Raw genomic sequence first — 20,241 nt, 5'->3', positions numbered from 1 at the left:
GTCGTCGCGGCGTGACGATGCATATTCATTCTGAGCGAGGTGGAAGATGAACGAGGTGGAGCATAAACGTCCGATCCTCGTGACCGGCGCTGCCGGCCGGATCGGCTCCGTGGGACGCATGGTCACGGAGCTCCTTCTCACCCATGGGTTCCGAGTACGGGCGCAGGTTCGTGTGAACGACGAGCGCGCGGCCATGTTGCGGGATCTGGGTGCCGAGGTCGTGGTTGGCGATCTGCTCGACCTCACGGCGGTACATCGGGCGATCGAGGGGTGCGAACGTCTCTGCTTCGTGATGTCGGTCTCACCGGGCTACCTCGAGGCGGCCGCCAACGTCGCAGTTGTTGCCAAGCACCACGGCGTGAAAGCGTTCGTCAATCTCTCCCAGATGACCGTCAAGGAGATGGATATCTTCAATACGACTGCGAGCCCGCAACAGAAGCAGCATTGGCTGGCAGAACAGATACTATCCTGGTCCGGACTGCCGGTGGTGGAAGTTCGACCAACGGCTTTCATGGAGGGGCTATTCCTTCAGATCGCCAAAGCGGTCTCCATGCAGGACAAGCTTACGGCGCCCTTTGGAATGGGGAAGAACTCGGCCATCGCTGCAGTCGATGTGGCTCGAGTGATCGCCGAGATCTTGAGTGATCCCACCGAGCATATCGGCCAGACGTACCATCTAACCGGGCCTGTTTCGCAGGACATGGACGCGGTCGCACGCGAGTTCTCGGCCGCGCTCGGCCGCACGATCTCGTATGTCGACGTTCCGCTCGATGTCATGAAGGGGCAACTGGCCGCCTTCGGAATGCCGCCGCATGTCGTTGCTCACGTGGCGACGATGGCCCAGCTACATCAGGACAACCGGTACGATCGATTCAGCAACGATGTCGAGCGACTGACCGGCGTGCCGCCGATAAGCGTTCGGGCGTTCGTGCAGAAAAATGCACATGTGTTCGCACCGGTCGTGCCTTCAAGCACGGAATAGGCTCGGCATCGTAGACTTCGCAGACAAGCGTGGTTGCGTGGGCGCGAACCCAATCTACGGCTGGCCTCAGAACGCGTAGGCGTCCATCGCCAGCGCGCCCATGGTGACGCTGGCGTGCAGGCGCGTGCCGGAGCCGTCGCCGGCGCCGAGGGCGACGAAGAACGGCAGGAAATGCTCGTCCGCCGGGTGGTTCTTCACCGCCTCCGGCGCCAGGCGGCGGTAGTTCAGCAGATCCTCGGTGCGGCCCTCGGCCACTGCCGCGGCCACCCAGTCGATGAAGGCCTGCGCCCAGGGCGAGACCGGCGCGTCCGGCCCGCCATGCCAGTCCAGCGCCCGCAGGTTGTGGGTCAGCGACCCCGAGCCCACCACCATCACGCCCTCGTCGCGCAGGCCGCGCAGCGCCTGGCCGACCGCGTAGTGATGCGCCGGATCGCGATGCGGCTGGATCGACAGGGTCGCGACCGGGATGTCGGCGTCCGGATACATCCGGCGCAGCGGCACCCAGGTGCCGTGGTCGATGCCACGGCGGTCGTCGATCGCCACCGGCAGGCCGGCCGCGGCGATGCGTTCGGCCGCCAGCCGGGCCAGGCCGGGGGCGCCCGCCACGGGGTAGCGGATCCGGTACAGCTGTTCCGGGAAGCCGTGGAAGTCGTGGATCGTCTCGGGCTGCGGTGCGGCGCCCAGGGTCGGCACCTCGGTCTCGAAATGCGCCGAGGCAATAAGGATGGCGTCGGGCCGCGGCAGGGTCGGGCCGAGCGTGTCGAAGAACCGCCCTGCCGGCTCGTCCGACACCGACAGCATCGGCGAGCCGTGTGAGACGAAGAGCGCGGGCATCGTGGTCATGATGGAGCTCCGGACATACGGTGCCGGCCTGGGCCGGGCACCCTTGGACTGAGGTTACGCGATCGGGCGCGGCAGCGTGGAGGCTGCGATGATCGACATATTGATCGCTGCGCCAGAACAAACAATCCCGCATGGCAGCAAGAGATTGTTGATGCTAGCGTGACAATCCCATGGACCGCCTCGCCACGATGGACCTGTTCGTCCGCATCGCCGACGCCGGCAGCTTCGTGGCGGCGGCGGAGCAGCTCGGCCTGTCCCGGGCCCAGGCCAGCCGCGCCATCCTCGACCTCGAGGCCCGGCTCGGCACCCGGCTGCTCAACCGCACCACCCGCCGCCTCAGCCTGACCGAGGCCGGCACCGCCTTCTACCACCGGGCGCAGCGCATCACCGCCGATGTGACGGAGGCCGAGGAGGAGGCCGCGGCGCTGCATGCCAGGCCGCGCGGCCTGCTGCGGGTCAACGCGCCGATGAGCTTCGGCGTGCTGCAGGTCGCCCCGGCCCTGACCGGCTATCTCGAGCGCTATCCCGAGGTCTCGGTCGACCTGACCCTGAACGATCGCGTGGTCGACCTGCTGGAGGACGGCAACGACCTAGCCATCCGGATCGGGCGGTTGGCCGATTCCTCGCTGATCGCGCGCCGCTTGGCGCCGTGCCGCCTGCTACTGTGCGCCGCGCCGTCCTACCTCGCGGCCCATGGCACGCCGGCGCATCCGGCCGCATTGGCGCAGCACCGCTGCATCGCCTACGCCTATGGCGCCAACCGCGACGAATGGGTGTTCGACGGGCCGGAGGGCGAGGTCCGCGTCCGGGTCGGCACCCGGCTGCAGGTGAACAACGGCGACGCCATCCAGGCCGCGATCCGCGAGGGCTACGGCATCGCCCGGCAGCCCGACTTCATTGCCGCGGCCGATCTCGTCGCCGGCCGGGTGGTGCAGATCCTGCCGGAATGGCACCAGCAGGATATCGCGGTCTATGCGGTCTACCCGCCGGCCCGCACGCTGTCGGCCAAGGTGCGCAGCTTCGTCGACTATCTGGTCGACCGCTTCGCCGACCCGCCTTGGGCCTTGCCCCCGCTCGACAGCGGCGATTGAAGCCGGCAGTCTCGCGGCTTCCGCGAGAGCGCGATCGCGCTCTCCACTTTGAAGTGGAGCCGGATATCCGGCTCCGGCGAGGCCCGCATGACCAAGACCGCCGCCGACATCGTCGATTTCGCCGCCGCCCGGTCCGAGGACACGACCTACCGGCCCGATGCCGCCAAGGTGCTGGCCGGCGACCCGCTGCAGACGGTGCGCAACTTCTACGACGACCCGACCGGCCAGTTCTCGGCCGGGATCTGGGAGGGCGCGGTCGGCACCTGGCGGATCAACTACACCGAGGAGGAGTTCTGCCACCTGCTGTCCGGCACGGTGGTGCTGGCCGACGCCGCCGGCGCCAGCCACCGCTTCGAGGCCGGGGCCAGCTTCGTCATCCCCGCCGGTTTCACAGGCACCTGGCAGAACCTCTCCGCCGCCCGGAAGCTCTATGTCATCTACGAGCGCAAGGGCTGACCCCTACAGCTGGCGCAGGAACCCGATCATGGCAGCGCTGACCTCCTCCGGCCGCTCCTGCTGGGTCCAGTGGCCGCATCCCGCCAGGATGACCGTCTCTCGCAGGCGCGGCACGGCGGCCGACAGGTTGGACAGCACGGCGCCGATGCCGCGGAACGCCAGCACCACGTCCCGGTCGCCGGCAATGAACAGCGCCGGGACCGTGACCCTGGCGTCTTCGAACGGCGCCAGCAGGTCCCAGTTCCGGTCGATGTTGCGGTACCAGTTCAGGCCGCCGCGGAAGCCGGTCCGGGCGAATTCCCCGGCATAGACATCCACATCGGCTTCGGTCAGCCAGGGCGGCAGCGGGATCGTCTCCGCGCCGATGCCGGCCGGGACGAAGCCCCGATCGCGGGGGATCATCAGGACATGCCCTTCCGCCGCGGGTGAGGCGTCCGGAATCGGGGCATCCCCTGAAGCGTTGAACAGCGAAAGCTTCAGGGTCAGGTGGACATCGCGCTCCAGGTTGGCCTCGGCCACGCCGGGAGCCTGGAAGTAGCGCTGGTAGAACAAGGCATCGTCGGCTTCGGGCACGGTCCGGGTGGGATGAACCTGGCCGCGCGGCAGATACGGGACGCTCAGCCCGATCACGCCGCGAAACCGGTCCGGCCGCAGCAGCGCGGCGTGCCAGGCGACCGGGGCGCCCCAGTCATGGCCGGCGATGACCGCGGTCTCGGCGCCCAGCGCGTCCAGCAGGCCGACCATGTCGCCGACCAGGTGGAGCAGGGTGTACTGGTCGATCGCCTCCGGCCGGTCGGTCCGGCCATAGCCGCGCATGTCGGGCGCCACGGCGTGGAAGCCGGCCGCGGCCAGGGCCGCAAGCTGGTGGCGCCAGGAGTACCAGGATTCGGGGAAGCCGTGGCAGAGCAGCACCAGCGGCCCCTCGCCCTGCTCCGCCACATGCATGCGGATGCCGTTGGTCTCGACCGTCCGGTGGGTTGGCCCGGCCAGGATTGCGCTCGTGGCCATCATGCCTCCGCCATTTCCGCTTCCACGCGCCGGACGAGCTCCGGATCCCGCAGCCGGGCCGGGGATTCCGCGAGGTGGCGGACCGAGACCGCCAGCCGGTGGATCTCGGGATCGCGGGCCGCGATCCGGTACAGCGCCGCGGAGAATTGCAGCGACTTCTCGAGATCGGCCGGCGGGGTGCCCCGGGTCAGGGGATGGACGAAATCCGGGGTGGCCGACATCGACCAGGCCGCGGCGATGGAGGGCTGCACCCTGGCGAAGTACGCCTGCCCCAGCCCGGCGAGCGGATCGCTCTCCCCCGCCCGCGCCCGAAGCAGGTCCTTGAGGACGCAGGCCTCCAGGGCGGCCATGGCCATCCCCTGGCCGTAGACCGGGTTGAACCGGCAGATCGCATCCCCGATCGGCACCAGCCCGCGCGGAAAATCCTTCAGCCGCTCGTAGTGCCGCCACGAGCTCTCGGGGAAGGCGAAGCGATGGACCTTGTCCAGCGGTTCGGCGGTCTTGAGCGCGTCATACAGCGTGGAGGTCCGCAACTGCCGCAGCAGCTCCAGGAAGCCGGTATGGTCGGCCGACGGCGCGGGGGCGTGCCGTTCGCTGACCAGGACCATCAGGCGATCGCCTTCGACCTCGAACACGTATCCGGTCTTGGTGTCCGACGTCCCGTCGGGGAAGGTCATCGCCGCCTTCCAGTCCCGGGCGCGGCGGGGCGCCGCAAAGGTCGTGGTGGCGTAGTGGATGTCGATGCCGACATCGGTCTGCTCCACCTCCGGCCAGCCGCCGGCCTTGAGCAGCGACAGCGTCAGGGCGCCGCGTGCCGAGGCATCGACGATGAGATCGGCGGGGAGAACTCCCTCGACGCCGTGGATCCCCCGGCACCGGACGCCGCCGACCGTGCCGTCGTCATCCGCCAGGATCTCCAGGACGCGGCAGCGCTCGTGCACCGTGACGTTCGGCAGCCGCCGCAGCCGGCGCGCCAAGGTGCGCTCGAGCAGCGGCCGGGTCATGGTGAAGCCGAGCATGCCGAGGTCCCGGCGCGGAAAGGGATCGTAGCCCGGAATCTCCAGGCGGTCCTCGAGGCCGACCCGGACCGCCACCGCTCCGGCCTCGGCGAGATCCCGATCGAAGCCCGGGAACAGGGTGGAGAGCGCGCGCTGGCCGCCGCCCAGCAGCCCGTGCAGCTGCGTCGATTGCGGCGCTCCGGTCCGGGGACCGAGATCGGGGGGAAGCTCGTCGCGCTCCAGCACGGCGACATGCTCGAAATGGTCGGAAAGCGCCGCAGCGGCCGCCAGCCCGGCGATCCCGGCGCCGACGACGATGGCATGCCTGCCCAGTCGCGTGTCCAATTCACCGTCTCCTCATCGATTGCTGCGATGAGGGTCGGGGACGGCGGTTACTGCGTGGTTTCACCGGCGCCGGAGAAGGGTTACCGCTGCAACCCCGACGGCCAGCCTCACGACACCGGCTGCTCCGGCTGCACAGGCGTCGGGCGCATCGCTATTAGGTTGCAAGATAAAACTGGATCGGCTATCAGGCATAAGGTTGCATTATAAAACCGATCAGCCGTAGAGGAGCCGCGGATGAAGCTCGAACCCGGAACGGAGCTGGTCGCCGAGACCGACGCGACGATCGGCACGACGGAACGTCGGCCGGGGACCACGGGCACCGCCGTGGCCGACAAGATGCCCCGCTCCCTGGTGCTGCTGTTCGCGGTCGCCTGCGGCCTCAGCGTGGCGAATGTCTATTACGCGCAGCCGCTGCTCGACACGATGGCGCAGGATTTCGGCATCGCCCGCGCCTCGATCGGCATCGTCATGACCGCCACCCAGATCGGCTGCGCCCTCGCCCTGCTGCTGGTGGTGCCGCTGGGCGACCTGCTGAACCGCCGCCGGCTGGTGATCGTCCAGCTGCTCCTGCTGGGCCTGACCCTGGTGGTTGTCGGCATCGCGCCGGGGCAGCCCATGCTGCTGGCGGGCATGGTCGCCGTCGGGCTGCTGGGGACGGCGATGACCCAGGGGCTGATCGCCTATGCCGCCACCCTGGCGGCGCCGGCGGAGCGCGGGCGCGTGGTCGGCGCGGCGGCGAGCGGGGTGGTCGTCGGCCTGCTGCTGGCGCGCAGCATGGCGGGGCTGCTGGCCGACCTCGCCGGCTGGCGCTCGGTCTATTTCGCCTCCTCGGCGCTGGCGGTGCTGATGATCGCCGTGCTGTCGCGGATGCTGCCGCGGCAGGCGCAGCCGACCGCCGGCCTGTCCTATCTGCAGCTGCTGCGGTCGATGGCCACCCTGCTGGTGCAGGAGCGCGTGCTGCAGGTCCGCGGCGTGCTGGCCATGCTGATGTTCGCCGCCTTCAGCGTGTTCTGGACCTCGCTGGTGCTGCCGCTGAGCGAGCCGCCGCTGTCGCTGTCGCACAGCGCCATCGGCGCCTTCGGCCTGGTCGGCGCCGTGGGCGCGCTGGCCGCCGCCCGTGCCGGACACATGGCCGACCGCGGCCTCGGGCAATGGACCACCGGCCTGGCCCTGGCGCTGCTGCTGGCCTGCTGGCTGCCCATCGGCTTCGGCCTGCAGTCGCTGTGGGCGCTGATGCTCGGCATCATCGCGCTGGACCTCGGGGGCCAGGCCATCCACGTCACCAACCAAAGCATGATCTTCCGCACCCGGCCCGAGGCGCACAGCCGGCTGGTCGGCTGCTACATGCTGTTCTATTCGGTGGGCAGCGGCGCCGGCGCCATCGCCTCGACCCTGGTCTATGCCTGGGCCGGCTGGGCGGGGGTGTGCCTGCTGGGCGCCGGCATCAGCGCCGCGGCGCTGCTGTTCTGGGCCCTGACCGCCCATCTGACGCCCGCCGCACGAGGCATCGCCGCCGGGCTGGCCGATCAGTCCGCCAGCGGCTCGTAGAAGGCGGCGGCGAACCCGGCGAGGTCGCGGGCCGGGACGTTGAAGGGCCGCTTCAGCTTGGCCCGGAAGTAGCGCCGCACCAGCGCGTGATAGATCGGGACCGGCGGCCTGCCCTCGCGCGCGCATTCCCATTCGAACCAGCGCCGGCCGGCGCCGACATGGCCGATCTCGTCGGTGTAGATGCGCTGCAGGATGCGGGCGCTGTCCGGGTCGCCGGCCCGCTCCAGCCGCTCCACCGTCTCCGGCGTCACGTCGAGGCCGCGCGCCTCCAGCACCAGCGGCACCACCGACAGCCGGCCGAGGAAATCTTCCGCCGTCTCCTCCGCCGCCTGCCACAGCCCGTCATGCGCCGGCAGCGCACCGTAGGAGGAGCCGAGCTCGCGCAGCCGCCGCGACAGCAGGTCGTGGTGCAGCGCCTCCTCGTCGGCGACCTTGACCCAGTCGTCGAAGAAGCCCCGCGGCGTCTCCGCCGTGGCGAAGCGGGCGATCAGGTCCCAGCTGAGGTCGATCGCGTTCAGTTCGATATGGGCCAGGGCGTGCAGCAGCGCGATCCGCCCCGCCTCCCCGCCCAGGCGGCGCTTGGGCATGTCGCCCGGGCGCAGCAGCTCAGGCCGCGCCGGCCGGGCCGGCCGCATCGGCGGGCGGCGCGTGCCCAGCACCGGGATCGCCCGCTGGCGCCAAGCCTCCGCCGCGGCATGGGTCAGGGCGATCTTGTCCTGCGGATCCGCCGCCTCGAGGATCTGGACGGCGCTGTCGACGAGCGATGGCAAACGATCTGTCCCGGATGTGTGTCGGCCGCCCAGTGCTGATCCAGCCAGCGGCCGGGGTCAAGGGGCAGTGGGATGCCTGATCTGACCGATGATGCTACCCTGCGGCAGCCGCTTCGCTCGGCTCTCTCTGTGCAGCATGATCGATCCGGAAGCTTGGAACACCTCCTTCAGCATCGTCCGCCCCCCCGTCCTCCCGAGCGATTGCAGATCATCGGCCACGGCCCCGCCCCAGGGTCCGGCCGGTCGATATCGGCCCGCCTGCGCGGCTTCGCCTGCCTTGCCGCCACGGTGCTGCTGACGCTGGCCGCCCCCCCGGCCCCGGCCCGATCCCCCGTCCCCGATGCGGATCATGCGGCGGCGGTGGAGCAGGAGGTGCTGGGCATCCTGAGCTACACCCGCTGGCCGGCCGAACCGCCAGAGCTGCGGCTTTGCGTCGTCGGATCGGCCGACTACGCGGACGACCTGCTGGCCGGCGCCACCCAGGCCTCCGGCCGCCCCGTCCGCTCCCGCCGGCTGACGCCCGGCGATCCCCGGATCGGGACGGAGTGCGATGTGGTCTATCTCGGCGCGCTCGGCGAGGCGGAGCGGCGTCCGCTCTATGCCCAGCTGGTCGATCGCCCGATCCTCAGCATCAGTGAGCGGGACGCATCCTGCACGGTGGGCAGCATGTTCTGCCTGCAGATCGAAGACACCCAGATCTGGTTCCAGGTCAATCTGGACTCGGTCGCGCGCAGCCGCGTGCGGATCAATCCCAAGGTGCTGCAGCTCGGCCGCCGCCGGACGCCGGCGCCATGACGCGCCCGCCCGCTCCAGTCCGGAAGCCCCGCCCCGCCCTGCGCAGCGTGCTGCGGCGGGCCCATTTCGGCGTCGCCCTGCTGGCGGTGGTGCTGGCCGGGCTGACCCTGACCATCGCCGGCTTCGTCGTGCTGCATGTCTATGCCAGCAACAACCTGCAATTGATCGCGACCTCGATGAGCTACACGGTCGAGGCCGCGGTCGTGTTCGACGACCGCGGCGCGGCCGAGGAGGCGGTGGCGCTGATCGCATCGCCCGAAGAGGTGGCGGAGGCCACCATCCTCGACCCGCAGGGCCGGGTCCTGGTCTATTGGCAACGACCGCCGGGCGGGTCGTTCGAGGCCCTGGAACAGCGGATGGCGGATCTGGTCTTCCCCGGCCCGGTCCTGGCGCCGATCAGCCATGACGGGGCGGAGATCGGCGTGGTCCGGCTGCGCGGCAGCGCCGTCGGGCTGCTGCGCTTCCTCGGCCTCGGCGTCGCGGTCGTGCTGGCCTGCCTCGGCCTCAGCACGGTCGGGGCGTTGTATCTGTCGCGCTCGCTTCAATCCGGGATCGTTGGCCCGCTGCAGACGCTGGCCGATGTCGCGCATGCGGTCCGGCGCGACCGCGCCTTCGGCCGCCGGGTGCCGCCGGCCGCGATCGCCGAGCTGAACCAGCTGGGCGATGACTTCAACGCGCTGCTGGCCGAGCTGGAGTCCTGGCAGGACCATCTGCAGCGCGAGAACGCATCCCTGGCGCACCAAGCCAGCCATGACAGCCTGACCGGCCTGCCGAATCGCGCCGTGTTCGAGGACCGGCTGGACCGCGCCATCCGCGACGCCGGGCGGGATGGCGGCCAGGTCGCGGTGCTATTCCTGGACAGCGACCGCTTCAAGGATACCAACGACCGTCTGGGCCATGCCGCCGGCGATGCCGTCCTGGTCGACATCGCCGATCGGCTGCGGGCCCGGCTGCGCCCGGGCGACCTAGTGGCGCGGCTGGGCGGCGACGAATTCGCGGTGATGCTGGCACCGTTGCAGGAGGCGGCGGAGGCGCTGCGGATCGCCGACGACATCCTGGACGGCATGGCCAAGCCGATCCGGTTGCCGGATGGCGAGACCGTCGCGGCGTCGCTGAGCATCGGCGTTGCGCTGTTCCCGGATCATGCTCGGGATTCAACGAATTTGATCCAAATTGCAGATTCTGCGATGTATCTCGCCAAGCGGTTGCAGCCCGGCAGCCGTCGGCTTGCGGGAGACGACGACCCGGGCCGTCCAGATGTGGAGTCCCGAATTGCCTGATATCTCCCGCCGTGCCGCCACCCATTTCGCCCTGTCTGGCCTGCTGACCGCCGCCCTGCTACTCGCCGGCTGCGCCTCCGGCCTCACCGCGGCCCAGATCGCCGTGCTGAAGCAGGAAGGGTTCGAACCGACCGATGGCGGCTGGGAGGTCGGCATCGCCAGCAAGCTGCTGTTCGGCACCAATGAGGCGACGCTGGCTGAGGGACAGCGCGAATCGATCGGGCGCCTTGCCCGGTCCCTGCTGTCCGTCGACATCCAGCGCATGCGGGTCGAAGGCCACACTGACGACTACGGCACCGACGACTACAACCTCGACCTGTCGCAGCGGCGGGCCCAGGCCGTGACCGACGCGCTGGTCGCCGCCGGCATGCGCCCGGAGAACATCCAGGTGCGCGGCCTGGGCAAGAGCGCGCCGGTCGAGGACAACCGCTCGGCCGCCGGCCGGCGGGAGAACCGGCGGGTGTCGATCATCGTGTCGAACCAGCAGTGACCTGCAGCCGCGGTCAGGCCGTGCCGGTCATCACCGCCGCGAACTGCTCCAGCGCCCAGTCGACCTGGTCGCGGGTGATCACCAGCGGCGGCGCGATTCGGATGGTGTCGCCATGGGTGTCCTTGGCCAGCACGCCGCGCTTCTGCAGCGCCTCGCAGTACCGGCGGGCGCCGCCGGCCTCGGGGTGCAGCTCGACCGCCAGCATCAGGCCGCGGCCGCGGACCTCGCGGATCAGGTTGCTGCGCAGCCCCGCGAGACCGGCCTGGAAATAATCACCCTGGGCCTGCGCGTTCTCGATCATGCCCTCGTCGACCAACACCTTCAGCGCCATGCGGGCGACGGCGCAGGCCAGCGGGTTGCCGCCGAAGGTGCTGCCGTGCTGGCCGGGCTTGAGCACGCCAAGCACCTCGGAGTTCGAGAGCACGGCCGAGACCGGGTAGAAGCCGCCGGACAGCGCCTTGCCGACCAGGGTGACATCGGCCTCGATGCCCTCATGCGCCTCGGCCAGCAGCTTGCCGGTGCGGCCCAGGCCGGTCTGGATCTCGTCCAGGATCAGGGTGACGTTGTGCCGGGTGCACAGCGCGCGCACGGTCTTGAAATAGCCGTCGGGCGGGATGATCACCCCGGCCTCGCCCTGGATCGGCTCGACCAGGAAGGCCACGGTGTTGGGGGTGATCGCGGCCTCGAAGGCGGCGGCGTCGCCGAACGGCACCACCTTGAAGCCGGGCGCGAACGGCCCGAAATTGCCGCGCGCATCCGGGTCGGTCGAGAAGCCGACGATGCCCAGGGTGCGGCCGTGGAAATTGTCGGCGCAGACGATGATCTCGGCCTGGCCCTGGGGCACGCCCTTGACCTCGTAGCCCCATTTGCGGACGGCCTTGACCGCGGATTCCACCGCCTCGGCGCCGCTGTTCATCGGCAGCACCTTGTGCGAGCCGGTCAGCGCCGCGATCTCGTCGTAGAACAGCGCCAACTGGTCGTTGCGGAAGGCGCGCGAGGTCAGGGTCAGCTTCTGCGCCTGCTCGACCATCGCCGCCAGGATCCTGGGGTGGCAATGGCCCTGGTTCACCGCGGAATAGGCCGAGAGGCAGTCGAGGTAGCGGTTGCCGTCGACATCCCAGACCCAGACGCCCTCGCCTTTCGACAGCACCACGTCGAGCGGCTTGTAGTTGTGCGCGCCGAGGCGGGCTTCGGTCTCGATGAGGCTGGTTGCCGTGGCCATGATCCTGTTCCCTGTCTTGTCCGTTCCCGTCCCAGCCGCGTGTCAGAGTGACAGCGACGATGCCCGCTCCAGCGCCCCGGCCCGGTCGATGATCTGCCGGCCGAACAGGCTGGAGACCAGGTCGACCAGCAGCAGCGCGCTCTTGCCCCGGTCGTCGAGGAACGGGTTCAGCTCGACCACGTCGAGCGACCCGACCAGGCCGCTGTCATGCAGCATCTCCATGATCAGATGCGCCTCGCGGTAGGTGGCGCCCCCCGGCACCGTGGTGCCCACGCCCGGCGCGATCGCCGGCTCGAGGAAATCGACGTCCAGGCTGACATGCAGCACGCCGTTGCGGGCCGCGACCTTGTCGATGATCCGGCGCATCAGCACCGAGACGCCGTATTCGTCGACCAGCCGCATGTCGAACACCTCGACCCCGCGGCGGCGCAGCAGCGCCCGTTCCTCGCGGTCGATCGAACGGGCGCCGAAGATGGTGAGATTCTGCGGGTCCAGCCGCTCGCGCGGCTCCGGCCCGAACACGTCGTCCAGCCCCGGCTCGCCGCATAGCAGCGCCGCCGACATGCCGTGCATGTTGCCCGACGGCGTGGTCTCCGGCGTGTTGAAGTCGGAATGGGCGTCGAGCCACAGCACGAACAGCTCGCGCCCGGCCTCGCGGCTGTGGCGCAGCACGCCGTTGACGGAGCCCATCGACAGGCTGTGGTCGCCGCCCAGGAAGATCGGCAGCACGCCTTCGTTCATCAGCGCATAGGCGCGGTCACTCAGGACCCGGGCCCAGCCCGCGATTTCCGGCAGGAAGCGCATCTGCGGCGTCTCCTGCAGCTCCGGCAGCGGCCGCGGCGCCAGGTCGCCCTGGTCCTCGACCTCGAAGCCCAGGCCGCGCAGGCTGGGCAGCAGGCCTGCGGTGCGCAGCGCGGCGGGGCCCATCACGGCGCCGCGATGCCCGGCCCCGACCTCGACCGGGGCGCCGACCAGGGCGATGCGCGAGGGCCGGTGCTCCCGGTGGTCGGTCTGGGTTGCGTCCATGTCCTGCCGTCCCTTGCCCTGTGGCGTTGACCAGAGCGGGGATTATCGGCCGGATCGGGGGTGACATAAAGACGGCATGGTGACTAATCTGATCACCGTATTGCGCAAAGTGCTAAGGACTCCCGACCAGAATGGACGATCTCGACCATCGGCTGCTGTCCCTGCTGCGGGCCGATTCCCGCAGCCCGGCCTCGACCCTGGCAGCGACGCTGGGCGTGTCGCGCGCCACGGTCCGGGCCCGGATCGACCGGCTGGTCGACACCGGCGTGATCCAGGGCTTCACCATCGTGGTCAAGGCCGGCAGCCAGCCGCATGTGATCCGCGCCATCACCCTGATCGAGGTGGAGGGCCAGGCTGCAGACAAGGTGATGAAACGGCTGCGCGGCTTCCCCGAGGTCCGGGCGCTGCATTCGACCAACGGCCGCTGGGACCTGGTGGCCGAGATCGAGACCGACACGCTGGAGGCGTTCGACCAGACCCTGCGCCGGATCCGGCAGGTCGAGGGCATCTCGGTGACCGAGACCAGCCTGATGCTGTCGTCGATCCAGACCCGGACGGCCGCTGAATAGCGCCGCCGCGCGCTTTTCCCGCAACCTTCCGCATGCGGCGGCGTTGAACAAGCCCTCCCACTCGGTTAGGGATTGCACCAACCGATCCAACGCATCGAGGAAGAGACGCACGATGAGAATCAGTCCGCGCGTGCAGAAGATCCTGTCGAACTACGACAGCGAAAACCCGGGCGTGAAGGCCCGGCTCGCGCAGCTCCTGATGAACGGCCGGCTCGGCGGCAGCGGCAAGATGGTGATCCTCCCGGTCGACCAGGGGATCGAGCACGGCCCGGCCCGCAGCTTCGCGATCAACCCCGGCGGCTACGACCCGTTCTACCACCACCAGCTGGCGATCGATGCCGGGCTGAGCGCCTATGCCGCGCCGCTGGGCCAGCTCGAAGTCTCGACCGGCAAGCTGTACGGCCAGGTGCCGACCATCCTGAAGCTGAACCACTCCAACAGCCTGTCCCGCCTGAAGGAAGACGCCGACCAGGCGATCTTCGGGTCGGTCGAGGACGCGCTGCGGCTGGGCTGCACCGCCATCGGCTTCACCATCTATCCCGGCTCGGACCAGGGGCTGGAGCAGATGGAGGAGATCGCCGAGTTGATCCGCGAGGCCAAGGCGGTCGGCCTGCCGACGGTGCTGTGGTCCTATCCGCGTGGCGGCAACATCACCAAGGACGGCGAGACCGCGATCGACGTGGTGGCCTATGCCGCCCATCTCGCCAGCCAGCTCGGCGCCCATGTCATCAAGGTCAAGCTGCCGAGCGCCTTCATCGAGCAGAAGGAGGCGAAGAAGGAGTTCGACGGCGCCAAGATCGCGATCGGCACCCAGGCCGAGCGCGTCGCCGAAGTCATGCGCTCCTGCTTCGCCGGCCGCCGCATCGTCGTGTTCTCCGGCGGCGCCGCCAAGGACACCGCCTCGGTGCTGGACGATGCCCGCGCCATCCGTGATGGCGGCGGCAACGGCTCGATCATCGGCCGCAACTGCTTCCGCCGGCCACGGGAAGAGGCGCTGGAACTGCTCGACACCATCATCCGCATCTTCCAGGGCAAGGAATAACCCCCTGACCGAGTCCCGCCTCTATCTCGCGATCCCGCCGGACCTCGACCCGGCGGTGCTCGCGGCCGCCCTCGGCGCCGGCGACGTCGCCTGCGTCGAGCTGGCGGTGCCGGCCGATGCCGCCGCGGCCCGCGCCGCGGTGGAGCGGTTGCGCGACATCGCCCAGGCCGCCGGCGTCGCCTTCCTGCTGCGCGGCGACGCCGCGCTGGCGGCGAAGGCGCAATGCGACGGCGTGGTGGTCGACCCCGCCGGCTATGGCGCAGCGCGCAAGGCCGTCGGCGGCCAGGCGATCGTCGGCGTGGTGGCCGGCACCAGCCGCCACGAGGCGATGGAGGCGGGCGAGGCCGGGGCCGACTTCATCGGCTTCGACGCCGATCCGGAGATCGTGTCCTGGTGGACCGAGATGATGGAGATCCCCTGCGTCGCCGCCCTGCCCGACGCCGATTTCCGGCGCCTGGCGGCCGAGGGCTGGACCGACCCGCAGGCCGCCGCCGCCGCCGTCCGCGCGCTGGGCTGAGCTCGGCCGCGGCGGGCCCCGATCCGCCGGATCCGACCGCGCGATCGTGCGGTCGATCAACGAGATCGGCCACGATCTCGGCACTGGAACCGTCGCCGAATCGGCCGAAGATGCCGAGACGTTGGCGATCGTGCGGGAGCTCGGCATCGACCGCGTCCAGGGCCATGCCATCGGCCCGGTGCTGCCGCCCGATCGGATGGTTTGACGCCGCAGTCCGGAGATCCCATGCGCGCCCGCTTCCTGCTTCCCCTGCTCGCCCTGTTCGCCACCACCCCGGCCCTGGCCGAGACCGCGCCCAGCTTCGACTGCGACAAGGCTGGCACCGCCGTCGAGAAGGCGATCTGCGCCGACATGACCCTGTCCTGGCTGGACCACACCATGGGGCGGCTCTACGCGGCGCTGCAGGGCAGCGGCGGCACCAAGTTGCGCGACAGCCAGCGCGCCTGGCTGGCCGACCGCAACAAATGCCCCGCCGAGGGCCGCGCCAACTGCCTCAGCGGCCAGTACATGACCCGCTTCGCGGCCCTCGCCGCCGGCTACGACAAGGGCCGGATCGCCGGCGTCTACACTTATCTCGACGGCAGCGGCGCGATGACCGCCATCCCCTTCCCCAACGGCACGCTGGCCGCCCGGATCGACACGGTCGGCGCCGGCCCGGCCTATCCGGTCTGCATGGTCGAACTGGAGGATGCGCCGCTGGGCAAGGCCGGCGCCCGCTGGACCGACCCGGACTCGCCGATGGGCGACGACAAGCACTGCTCGATCGGCCTGAGCTTCAGCAATGGCGCCGCCGGCATCGAGGACCATGGCTGCGAGGTCGCCTATTGCGGCCTGAACGGCAGCTTCTCCGGCCGGTACCAGAAGAACTGAGCGGGCGGGCTTCAATCCACCCCCTCCACTGTCATTGCCCGGCTCGACCGGGCAATCCAGGGGCCACCAAGCACCGCTTTGGCCGCCCCTGGATGCCACGGTCAAGCCGTGGCATGACAAGTGAGGGTGGGCGCCTGGCCTACCCTACTGCACCACCTTCAGCGTCCGTCCCGTCCGGCCGCGTCGCGCGGGCTGCGGGGCCGGGGTCTCCACCTCAGCAATAGGCGTCTCCGCCTCGGCGGCGAAGGCCGTGCGCATCTGCTCCAGCCGCAGCTTGACCTCGCCCGCGACCGGGCCGGAGGAGGACACCACCGCCTCGATCACGCCGAAGGCACGGTCGCGGGTCGCGGCGTCCTTGGGCAGCAGGTCCGGCAGCGCCGCCAGCGCCTCCTCGGGCAGCCAGCGCATGATCAGGTACTGCTCGCGCACCGCTTCCTTGAACTCGGCCAGCGAGTCCCAGTGCCCGGGCAGGCTGTCGTCGTAGAGCTGGCGCAGCGTGGCGAAGCCGCGCTCGTCGACCGCGCGCATCGGCCAGATGGCGTAGAGCACGGCGCGCAGCACCGCGGCGCGGATGTCGCCCTCGGCCACCTTGCCGCGCAGCCCGTCGACCACCTCGTCGATCTCGCGGCCCCGCGGCGGGCGGCGTTCGGCCAAGGTGCGGTCGTCGATGCCCAGCATCGCCTGCAGCACCGGGTTGCCGTAGACGGCGTAGAAGGTGCTTTCGATCCAGCGGTCGCGCATGTCGCGCCAGCCGTCCAGCATGGTCACGATCTGGTTCGACATCAGGTCCTGGAACGCCAGGAACGGGTTGTCGGCCGCCGCCGGGCGCCGGTGCTCGCGCACCTGCTCGGCCGCCATCGCCACCGGCAGCATCGCCGGGTTGCGGTTGGAGAACAGCGAATACTGCAGCCGCAGCGGGCTTAAGCGCCGCCCCAGCTCCGCCGCAGGCTCGCTCGACGCCGCCCGGATCAGCGGGCGCAGGGTGCTGCCGTAGATCTTGCTGTTGATCTCCGACACCCGGGCCGCGGTGGCGAAGGCGCGGTCCTCCTCGGTGTTGTTGATGCCCAGCGCGCGGATGTCGTTGACGCTGCGCACCTCGAACCGCACCACATGGTCGCCGCGGATCAGGTCGGCGTTCGGGTCGTCCGGCTGCATCTCGGTGATGACAGCCTCGTAGAGGCCGGGCGCCAGCACGTCGATCAGGTCGATGTTCTGGATGAACTGGTTGTGCTCCTTCGCCGCGACGCGGCCCGAGACGAAGATGCCGAGATGCCCGATGTCGTCATGGATGGCGTAGATGATGGTCTGGCCATTGGCGACGATGTCGTCGGTCGAGTCGTAGAGGTCCAGGATCCAGCCCAGCGCCTGCTGCGGCGGGGTGATGTTGTCGCCCTGCGAGCAGAACACCACGATCGGCGACTTGATGTTGCGCAGGTCGATCTTGCGCCCGTCCGAGGTCGCCAGCTGGCCCGCCGCCAGCTTGTCGCCGACGAACAGATCCTCGGTGATGGTCTCGATCTCGTTGGCGTTCAGCAGGACATAGCCGCCCCACCACTTCTCGAAGCTGAGGTAGCGCGGCACCTCGGTATCGATCTTGGTGTAGAGGTTGTACTGCTTGGACCACAGCGTGTTTGACGGGTTCAGGCTCTCGAAATTCTGCACCAGATGGGCGCCGTCATAGCGGCCATGGCCGAGATCGGCGCTGAGCGCCGCCGGCCAGCCGCCGCCGGCGAGGCCGCCGAGATAGCGCATCGGGTTCTTGCCGCGCGGCCCGTCCCAGTAGGACAGCGGCGCGCCGGCCAGGATCATCGGCCCGACGATGTCGGGCTTGATCGCGGCGAGCATCGCCAGGGCCCAGCCGGCCTGGCAGTTGCCCATGACGCAGGGCTTGCCCTCGGCATTCGGGTGCCGCTCCGCCACCAGGCGCAGGAAGGCGGCCTCGGCCCGGCCGATATCCTCCAGCGTCTGGCCCGCCGCCGGCACCGGCAGGAAGCCGATGAAGTAGCAGGGGTGGCCGGCGCGCAGGGCGCGGCCGATCTGGCTTTCCGGCTTCATCCCGCCGATGCCCGGCCCATGGCCGGCGCGCGGATCGACGATGACGAAGGGCCGCTTGTCGGGGTCGACCGTCACGCCCTCGGGCGGCACGATGCGGACCAGCATGTAGTTGCAGGGCCGCTCCAGGCTGCGGCCGTCGAGGATGACCTCGAACTCGTAGGACAGCACATGCGGCGTCGGGTCTGCCGCGTGTTCGAGATACTGGTTGCCGCGCTGGCGCAGCACGTCCCAGAACAGCACCGTGCGCTGTGCCGCATCGACCCAGTATTCGGCGGCAGACGCCCAAGGCTCGGCCCAGGCGGCACTGAGCGCGGCGCTCCGGTCGGCGGTACCGGTCATGATAACCCGTCCTCTTCCTTCGGTTGCGGATGACCATCCCATGACGCGAGGGGCTTGATACCCTTCTGCACCGTCACGGGACTCAGCTGGTCGCTCCGCCCTAAGTCAGACGATATAGCATATTTTACGGGTTACATCCGGTCCGGAACTTCAATTCCCAACAGGCCGAGCAGCTGTTCCAGCTGACGCAGCGTCAAAGCCGTGAGTCCGAGCCAGGAAGCGCGGCGCGCGGCGTCGGTTTCGCTCAGCACATGGCAGGCATCGTAGAAACGACTGAACTCGCGCGCCAGGGCGTAGGCGAAGTCGCACAGCTCGTTCGGCGCCCGCTTGTCATAGGCATTGCGGACCGCGTCCGGCAGCTGGGCCAGCTGCAGCATCAGCGCCCGGTCGCCCTCGTTCGCCGCCGACAGGATGGTGCCCGGCGCGTCGCCCTGCCCCTCCGCCCGGCGCAGCAGCGACCGGGCGCGCACCGCCGCATATTGCAGGTAGGGGCCGGTCTTGCCCTCGAAGCGCAGCATGCGGTCGAGGTCGAAGACGTAGTCCGAGGACGGGTTGTTCTGGAGGTCGGCGAACTTCACCGCGGCGATGCCGACCCGGCGGGCGATCTCGCGCCGCTCCTCCTCCGGATAGCCTTCGGCCAGATGCGCCTCTTCCAGCCGCTTCAGCCCGATCTCGGTGGCGGTGTCCAAGAGGTCGTACAGCTTCATCACGCCGCCGGCGCGGGTCCGGAACGGCTTGCCGTCCGGCCCGTTCATGGTGCCGTAGCCGAGATGCTCCAGGTCGGACCGGCCGTTCAGCCCGGCCTTGCGGGCGGCGCGGAACACCTGCTCGAAATGCAACGACTGGCGGCGGTCGACGACATAGAGCCCCAGCGCGGGGTCGAGCGACCGGCGCCGGTCGATGATGGTGGCGAGGTCGGTGGTGCCGTAGGTGACGGCGCCGTCCGACTTGACCAGGATCAGCGGCGGCATCTCCTTCTTGTCGCTCTCTTGAGCGATGCGGACGATGACGGCGCCGGCGTCGGTCTCGGCCAGGCCCCGGGCCTGGAAGTCCGCCACCATCGGCTCGATCAGGTCGTGGACCGCGGCCTCGCCCTTCCACAGGTCGAAATGCACGCCCAGCGCGTCGAACTCCCGCTGCATCCCGGCGATCGAGACGTCGATGAAGCACTGCCACAGCGCGCGGTAGCCGGGCCGGCCGGCCTGCAGCTCGGCGGTCGCCTGGCGGCTCTCCTCCATCCGCGCCGGATCGGCCTTCGAGGCCTGGGACGCGGCGGGGTACAGGACCTCGAGGTCCTCCATCGTCACCGGGCTGGTATTGGGATAGGGGCCGGTGAAGTCGGGGTCGAAATAGGGCAGGTCCGGCTGGCGGCGGGCGATCTCGCTGATCACCATGCCCATCGGCGTGCCCCAGTCGCCCATATGCACGTCGCCGATCGCGTCGTCGCCGACGAACAGGAACAGGCGGCGCAGGCTGTCGCCGATGATCGAGGCGCGGAGGTGGCCGACATGCATCGGCTTGGCGATGTTCGGGCCGCCATAGTCCAGCACCACCCGGCGCGGCGGGTTGGCCAGCGGCACGCCCATCCGCTCGTCCTCCGCCTGGGCGTCGACATGGGCGGCGATGGCCGGGTCGGTCAGCGACAGGTTGATGAAGCCCGGGCCGGCCAGCGACACATTGTCGAAATCCGGGTTCGCCTGCAGGCGCTTGGCCACCTTCTCCGCGATCTCGCGCGGGTTGGCGCCGGCGCGCTTGGCCGCCGGCAGGGCGCCGTTGCACTGGAACTGCCCGAGATCCGGGCGGTTCGAGACGGTGACGATGCCGAGTTCGGGCGGCAGCCCCTCCGCGGCGAAGGCGGCGGCGACGGTTTCGGTCAGCTTGGCGGCGAGCGAGGACATGCGGGCAGGTCTTTCCGGGCTATCCGCGGGTTTTAGGGTCCACGCGCGCTCGAGGCAAGGCCCGCCCTGCCGTTGACCCCCGGAGAGGCCGGAGCCA

At 69.9% G+C, this 20,241-nt stretch carries 20 protein-coding genes; 12 read left to right on the top strand and 8 right to left on the bottom strand.

Annotated elements, in window-relative coordinates:
* The first annotated feature begins 46 nt into the window (after positions 1 to 46).
* Positions 47 to 982 (top strand): NmrA family NAD(P)-binding protein, encoded by a 936-nt coding sequence (locus E9232_RS18090; RefSeq protein WP_309796088.1) that lies wholly within the window; start codon positions 47 to 49, stop codon positions 980 to 982.
* Between the two features lie 66 nt (positions 983 to 1,048).
* Here the strand turns inward: E9232_RS18090 and E9232_RS18085 are convergent, their stop codons facing one another.
* Complete coding sequence (locus tag E9232_RS18085; protein WP_309796086.1) at positions 1,049 to 1,825, bottom strand: dioxygenase family protein; 777 nt, start codon at positions 1,823 to 1,825, stop codon at positions 1,049 to 1,051.
* A gap of 170 nt (positions 1,826 to 1,995) precedes the next feature.
* On the opposite strand from E9232_RS18085, the gene E9232_RS18080 reads away from it, so the two are divergent.
* Positions 1,996 to 2,916 carry a LysR family transcriptional regulator gene (locus tag E9232_RS18080; protein ID WP_309796085.1) on the top strand — a complete coding sequence of 307 codons (921 nt, stop codon included), beginning with the start codon at positions 1,996 to 1,998 and terminating at the stop codon, positions 2,914 to 2,916.
* Positions 2,917 to 3,003: 87 nt separating this feature from the next.
* Entirely contained in the window at positions 3,004 to 3,372 is a 369-nt protein-coding gene (locus E9232_RS18075) for a cupin domain-containing protein (protein ID WP_309796083.1), read from the top strand.
* Between the two features lie 3 nt (positions 3,373 to 3,375).
* On the opposite strand, the gene E9232_RS18070 is transcribed toward E9232_RS18075, so the two are convergent.
* Positions 3,376 to 4,380, bottom strand: coding sequence for an alpha/beta fold hydrolase (locus E9232_RS18070; RefSeq protein ID WP_309796081.1), 1,005 nt, complete (start codon positions 4,378 to 4,380; stop codon positions 3,376 to 3,378).
* Positions 4,380 to 5,723 carry an NAD(P)-binding protein gene (locus E9232_RS18065; RefSeq protein WP_309796080.1) on the bottom strand — a complete coding sequence of 448 codons (1,344 nt, stop codon included), beginning with the start codon at positions 5,721 to 5,723 and terminating at the stop codon, positions 4,380 to 4,382. Before E9232_RS18065 ends, E9232_RS18070 begins: the two co-directional genes overlap by 1 nt.
* Positions 5,724 to 5,957: 234 nt before the next feature.
* Between E9232_RS18065 and E9232_RS18060 the strand changes: the two genes are divergently transcribed.
* On the top strand, positions 5,958 to 7,271 hold the full coding sequence (locus tag E9232_RS18060; RefSeq protein ID WP_309796079.1) for an MFS transporter: 1,314 nt from the start codon (positions 5,958 to 5,960) through the stop codon (positions 7,269 to 7,271).
* Here the strand turns inward: E9232_RS18060 and E9232_RS18055 are convergent.
* The gene (locus E9232_RS18055) at positions 7,250 to 8,041 is read right to left on the bottom strand and encodes a ferritin-like domain-containing protein (RefSeq protein WP_309796077.1); all 792 of its coding nucleotides are present in this window, start codon (positions 8,039 to 8,041) and stop codon (positions 7,250 to 7,252) included. The two genes, E9232_RS18060 and E9232_RS18055, sit on opposite strands and share 22 nt — an antisense overlap.
* 201 nt (positions 8,042 to 8,242) lie before the next feature.
* On the opposite strand from E9232_RS18055, the gene yfiR reads away from it, so the two are divergent.
* From yfiR to yfiB, 3 genes are read left to right on the top strand one after another with little or no spacing between them, the layout of a single operon-like run.
* On the top strand, positions 8,243 to 8,836 hold the full coding sequence (yfiR, locus tag E9232_RS18050) for a regulatory sequestration protein YfiR (RefSeq protein ID WP_309796075.1): 594 nt from the start codon (positions 8,243 to 8,245) through the stop codon (positions 8,834 to 8,836).
* Entirely contained in the window at positions 8,833 to 10,116 is a 1,284-nt protein-coding gene (gene dgcN, locus E9232_RS18045) for a diguanylate cyclase DgcN/YfiN (protein ID WP_309796073.1), read from the top strand. The genes yfiR and dgcN overlap by 4 nt, the downstream gene beginning before the upstream one ends.
* Positions 10,109 to 10,606 carry an outer membrane lipoprotein YfiB gene (gene yfiB, locus E9232_RS18040; RefSeq protein ID WP_309796071.1) on the top strand — a complete coding sequence of 166 codons (498 nt, stop codon included), beginning with the start codon at positions 10,109 to 10,111 and terminating at the stop codon, positions 10,604 to 10,606. Before dgcN ends, yfiB begins: the two co-directional genes overlap by 8 nt.
* A gap of 13 nt (positions 10,607 to 10,619) precedes the next feature.
* On the opposite strand, the gene rocD is transcribed toward yfiB, so the two are convergent.
* Together rocD and rocF are read right to left on the bottom strand one after the other, a co-directional pair.
* Complete coding sequence (rocD, locus tag E9232_RS18035; RefSeq protein WP_309796070.1) at positions 10,620 to 11,828, bottom strand: ornithine--oxo-acid transaminase; 1,209 nt, start codon at positions 11,826 to 11,828, stop codon at positions 10,620 to 10,622.
* Between the two features lie 42 nt (positions 11,829 to 11,870).
* On the bottom strand, positions 11,871 to 12,854 hold the full coding sequence (gene rocF / locus E9232_RS18030) for an arginase (protein ID WP_309796068.1): 984 nt from the start codon (positions 12,852 to 12,854) through the stop codon (positions 11,871 to 11,873).
* 131 nt (positions 12,855 to 12,985) lie between these two features.
* On the opposite strand from rocF, the gene E9232_RS18025 reads away from it, so the two are divergent.
* From E9232_RS18025 to E9232_RS18005, 5 genes are all read left to right on the top strand, one after another.
* Positions 12,986 to 13,423 (top strand): Lrp/AsnC family transcriptional regulator, encoded by a 438-nt coding sequence (locus E9232_RS18025; protein ID WP_309796066.1) that lies wholly within the window; start codon positions 12,986 to 12,988, stop codon positions 13,421 to 13,423.
* Between the two features lie 112 nt (positions 13,424 to 13,535).
* On the top strand, positions 13,536 to 14,465 hold the full coding sequence (locus E9232_RS18020; RefSeq protein ID WP_309796065.1) for a class I fructose-bisphosphate aldolase: 930 nt from the start codon (positions 13,536 to 13,538) through the stop codon (positions 14,463 to 14,465).
* 55 nt (positions 14,466 to 14,520) lie between these two features.
* On the top strand, positions 14,521 to 14,982 hold the full coding sequence (locus E9232_RS18015; RefSeq protein WP_309796063.1) for a thiamine phosphate synthase: 462 nt from the start codon (positions 14,521 to 14,523) through the stop codon (positions 14,980 to 14,982).
* Positions 14,909 to 15,187 (top strand): EAL domain-containing protein, encoded by a 279-nt coding sequence (locus E9232_RS18010; protein WP_309796593.1) that lies wholly within the window; start codon positions 14,909 to 14,911, stop codon positions 15,185 to 15,187. Before E9232_RS18015 ends, E9232_RS18010 begins: the two co-directional genes overlap by 74 nt.
* A 20-nt stretch (positions 15,188 to 15,207) precedes the next feature.
* Positions 15,208 to 15,852, top strand: coding sequence for a lysozyme inhibitor LprI family protein (locus tag E9232_RS18005; RefSeq protein WP_309796061.1), 645 nt, complete (start codon positions 15,208 to 15,210; stop codon positions 15,850 to 15,852).
* Between the two features lie 144 nt (positions 15,853 to 15,996).
* On the opposite strand, the gene E9232_RS18000 is transcribed toward E9232_RS18005, so the two are convergent.
* Entirely contained in the window at positions 15,997 to 18,246 is a 2,250-nt protein-coding gene (locus E9232_RS18000; protein ID WP_309796059.1) for a DUF3141 domain-containing protein, read from the bottom strand.
* 131 nt (positions 18,247 to 18,377) lie between these two features.
* Complete coding sequence (gene argS, locus E9232_RS17995; RefSeq protein ID WP_309796057.1) at positions 18,378 to 20,144, bottom strand: arginine--tRNA ligase; 1,767 nt, start codon at positions 20,142 to 20,144, stop codon at positions 18,378 to 18,380.
* Positions 20,145 to 20,241: the final 97 nt, after the last annotated feature.

The sequence above is a fragment of the Inquilinus ginsengisoli genome (genome assembly GCF_031453975.1).
Classification (GTDB): Bacteria; Pseudomonadota; Alphaproteobacteria; order DSM-16000; family Inquilinaceae; genus Inquilinus; species Inquilinus ginsengisoli_A.
The sequence above is the reverse complement of the archived record's forward strand: the minus strand, read 5'-3'. Positions and strand labels throughout refer to the sequence as shown.

Coding starts and splice junctions, on each gene's coding strand:
- E9232_RS18090 (WP_309796088.1), top strand. CDS start 47: ATGAACGAGGTGGAGCATAAACGTCCGATCCTCGTGACCGGCGCTGCC.
- E9232_RS18085 (WP_309796086.1), bottom strand. CDS start 1,825: ATGACCACGATGCCCGCGCTCTTCGTCTCACACGGCTCGCCGATGCTG.
- E9232_RS18080 (WP_309796085.1), top strand. CDS start 1,996: ATGGACCGCCTCGCCACGATGGACCTGTTCGTCCGCATCGCCGACGCC.
- E9232_RS18075 (WP_309796083.1), top strand. CDS start 3,004: ATGACCAAGACCGCCGCCGACATCGTCGATTTCGCCGCCGCCCGGTCC.
- E9232_RS18070 (WP_309796081.1), bottom strand. CDS start 4,380: ATGGCCACGAGCGCAATCCTGGCCGGGCCAACCCACCGGACGGTCGAG.
- E9232_RS18060 (WP_309796079.1), top strand. CDS start 5,958: ATGAAGCTCGAACCCGGAACGGAGCTGGTCGCCGAGACCGACGCGACG.
- dgcN (WP_309796073.1), top strand. CDS start 8,833: ATGACGCGCCCGCCCGCTCCAGTCCGGAAGCCCCGCCCCGCCCTGCGC.
- rocD (WP_309796070.1), bottom strand. CDS start 11,828: ATGGCCACGGCAACCAGCCTCATCGAGACCGAAGCCCGCCTCGGCGCG.
- rocF (WP_309796068.1), bottom strand. CDS start 12,854: ATGGACGCAACCCAGACCGACCACCGGGAGCACCGGCCCTCGCGCATC.
- E9232_RS18025 (WP_309796066.1), top strand. CDS start 12,986: ATGGACGATCTCGACCATCGGCTGCTGTCCCTGCTGCGGGCCGATTCC.
- E9232_RS18020 (WP_309796065.1), top strand. CDS start 13,536: ATGAGAATCAGTCCGCGCGTGCAGAAGATCCTGTCGAACTACGACAGC.
- E9232_RS18005 (WP_309796061.1), top strand. CDS start 15,208: ATGCGCGCCCGCTTCCTGCTTCCCCTGCTCGCCCTGTTCGCCACCACC.
- E9232_RS18000 (WP_309796059.1), bottom strand. CDS start 18,246: ATGACCGGTACCGCCGACCGGAGCGCCGCGCTCAGTGCCGCCTGGGCC.
- argS (WP_309796057.1), bottom strand. CDS start 20,144: ATGTCCTCGCTCGCCGCCAAGCTGACCGAAACCGTCGCCGCCGCCTTC.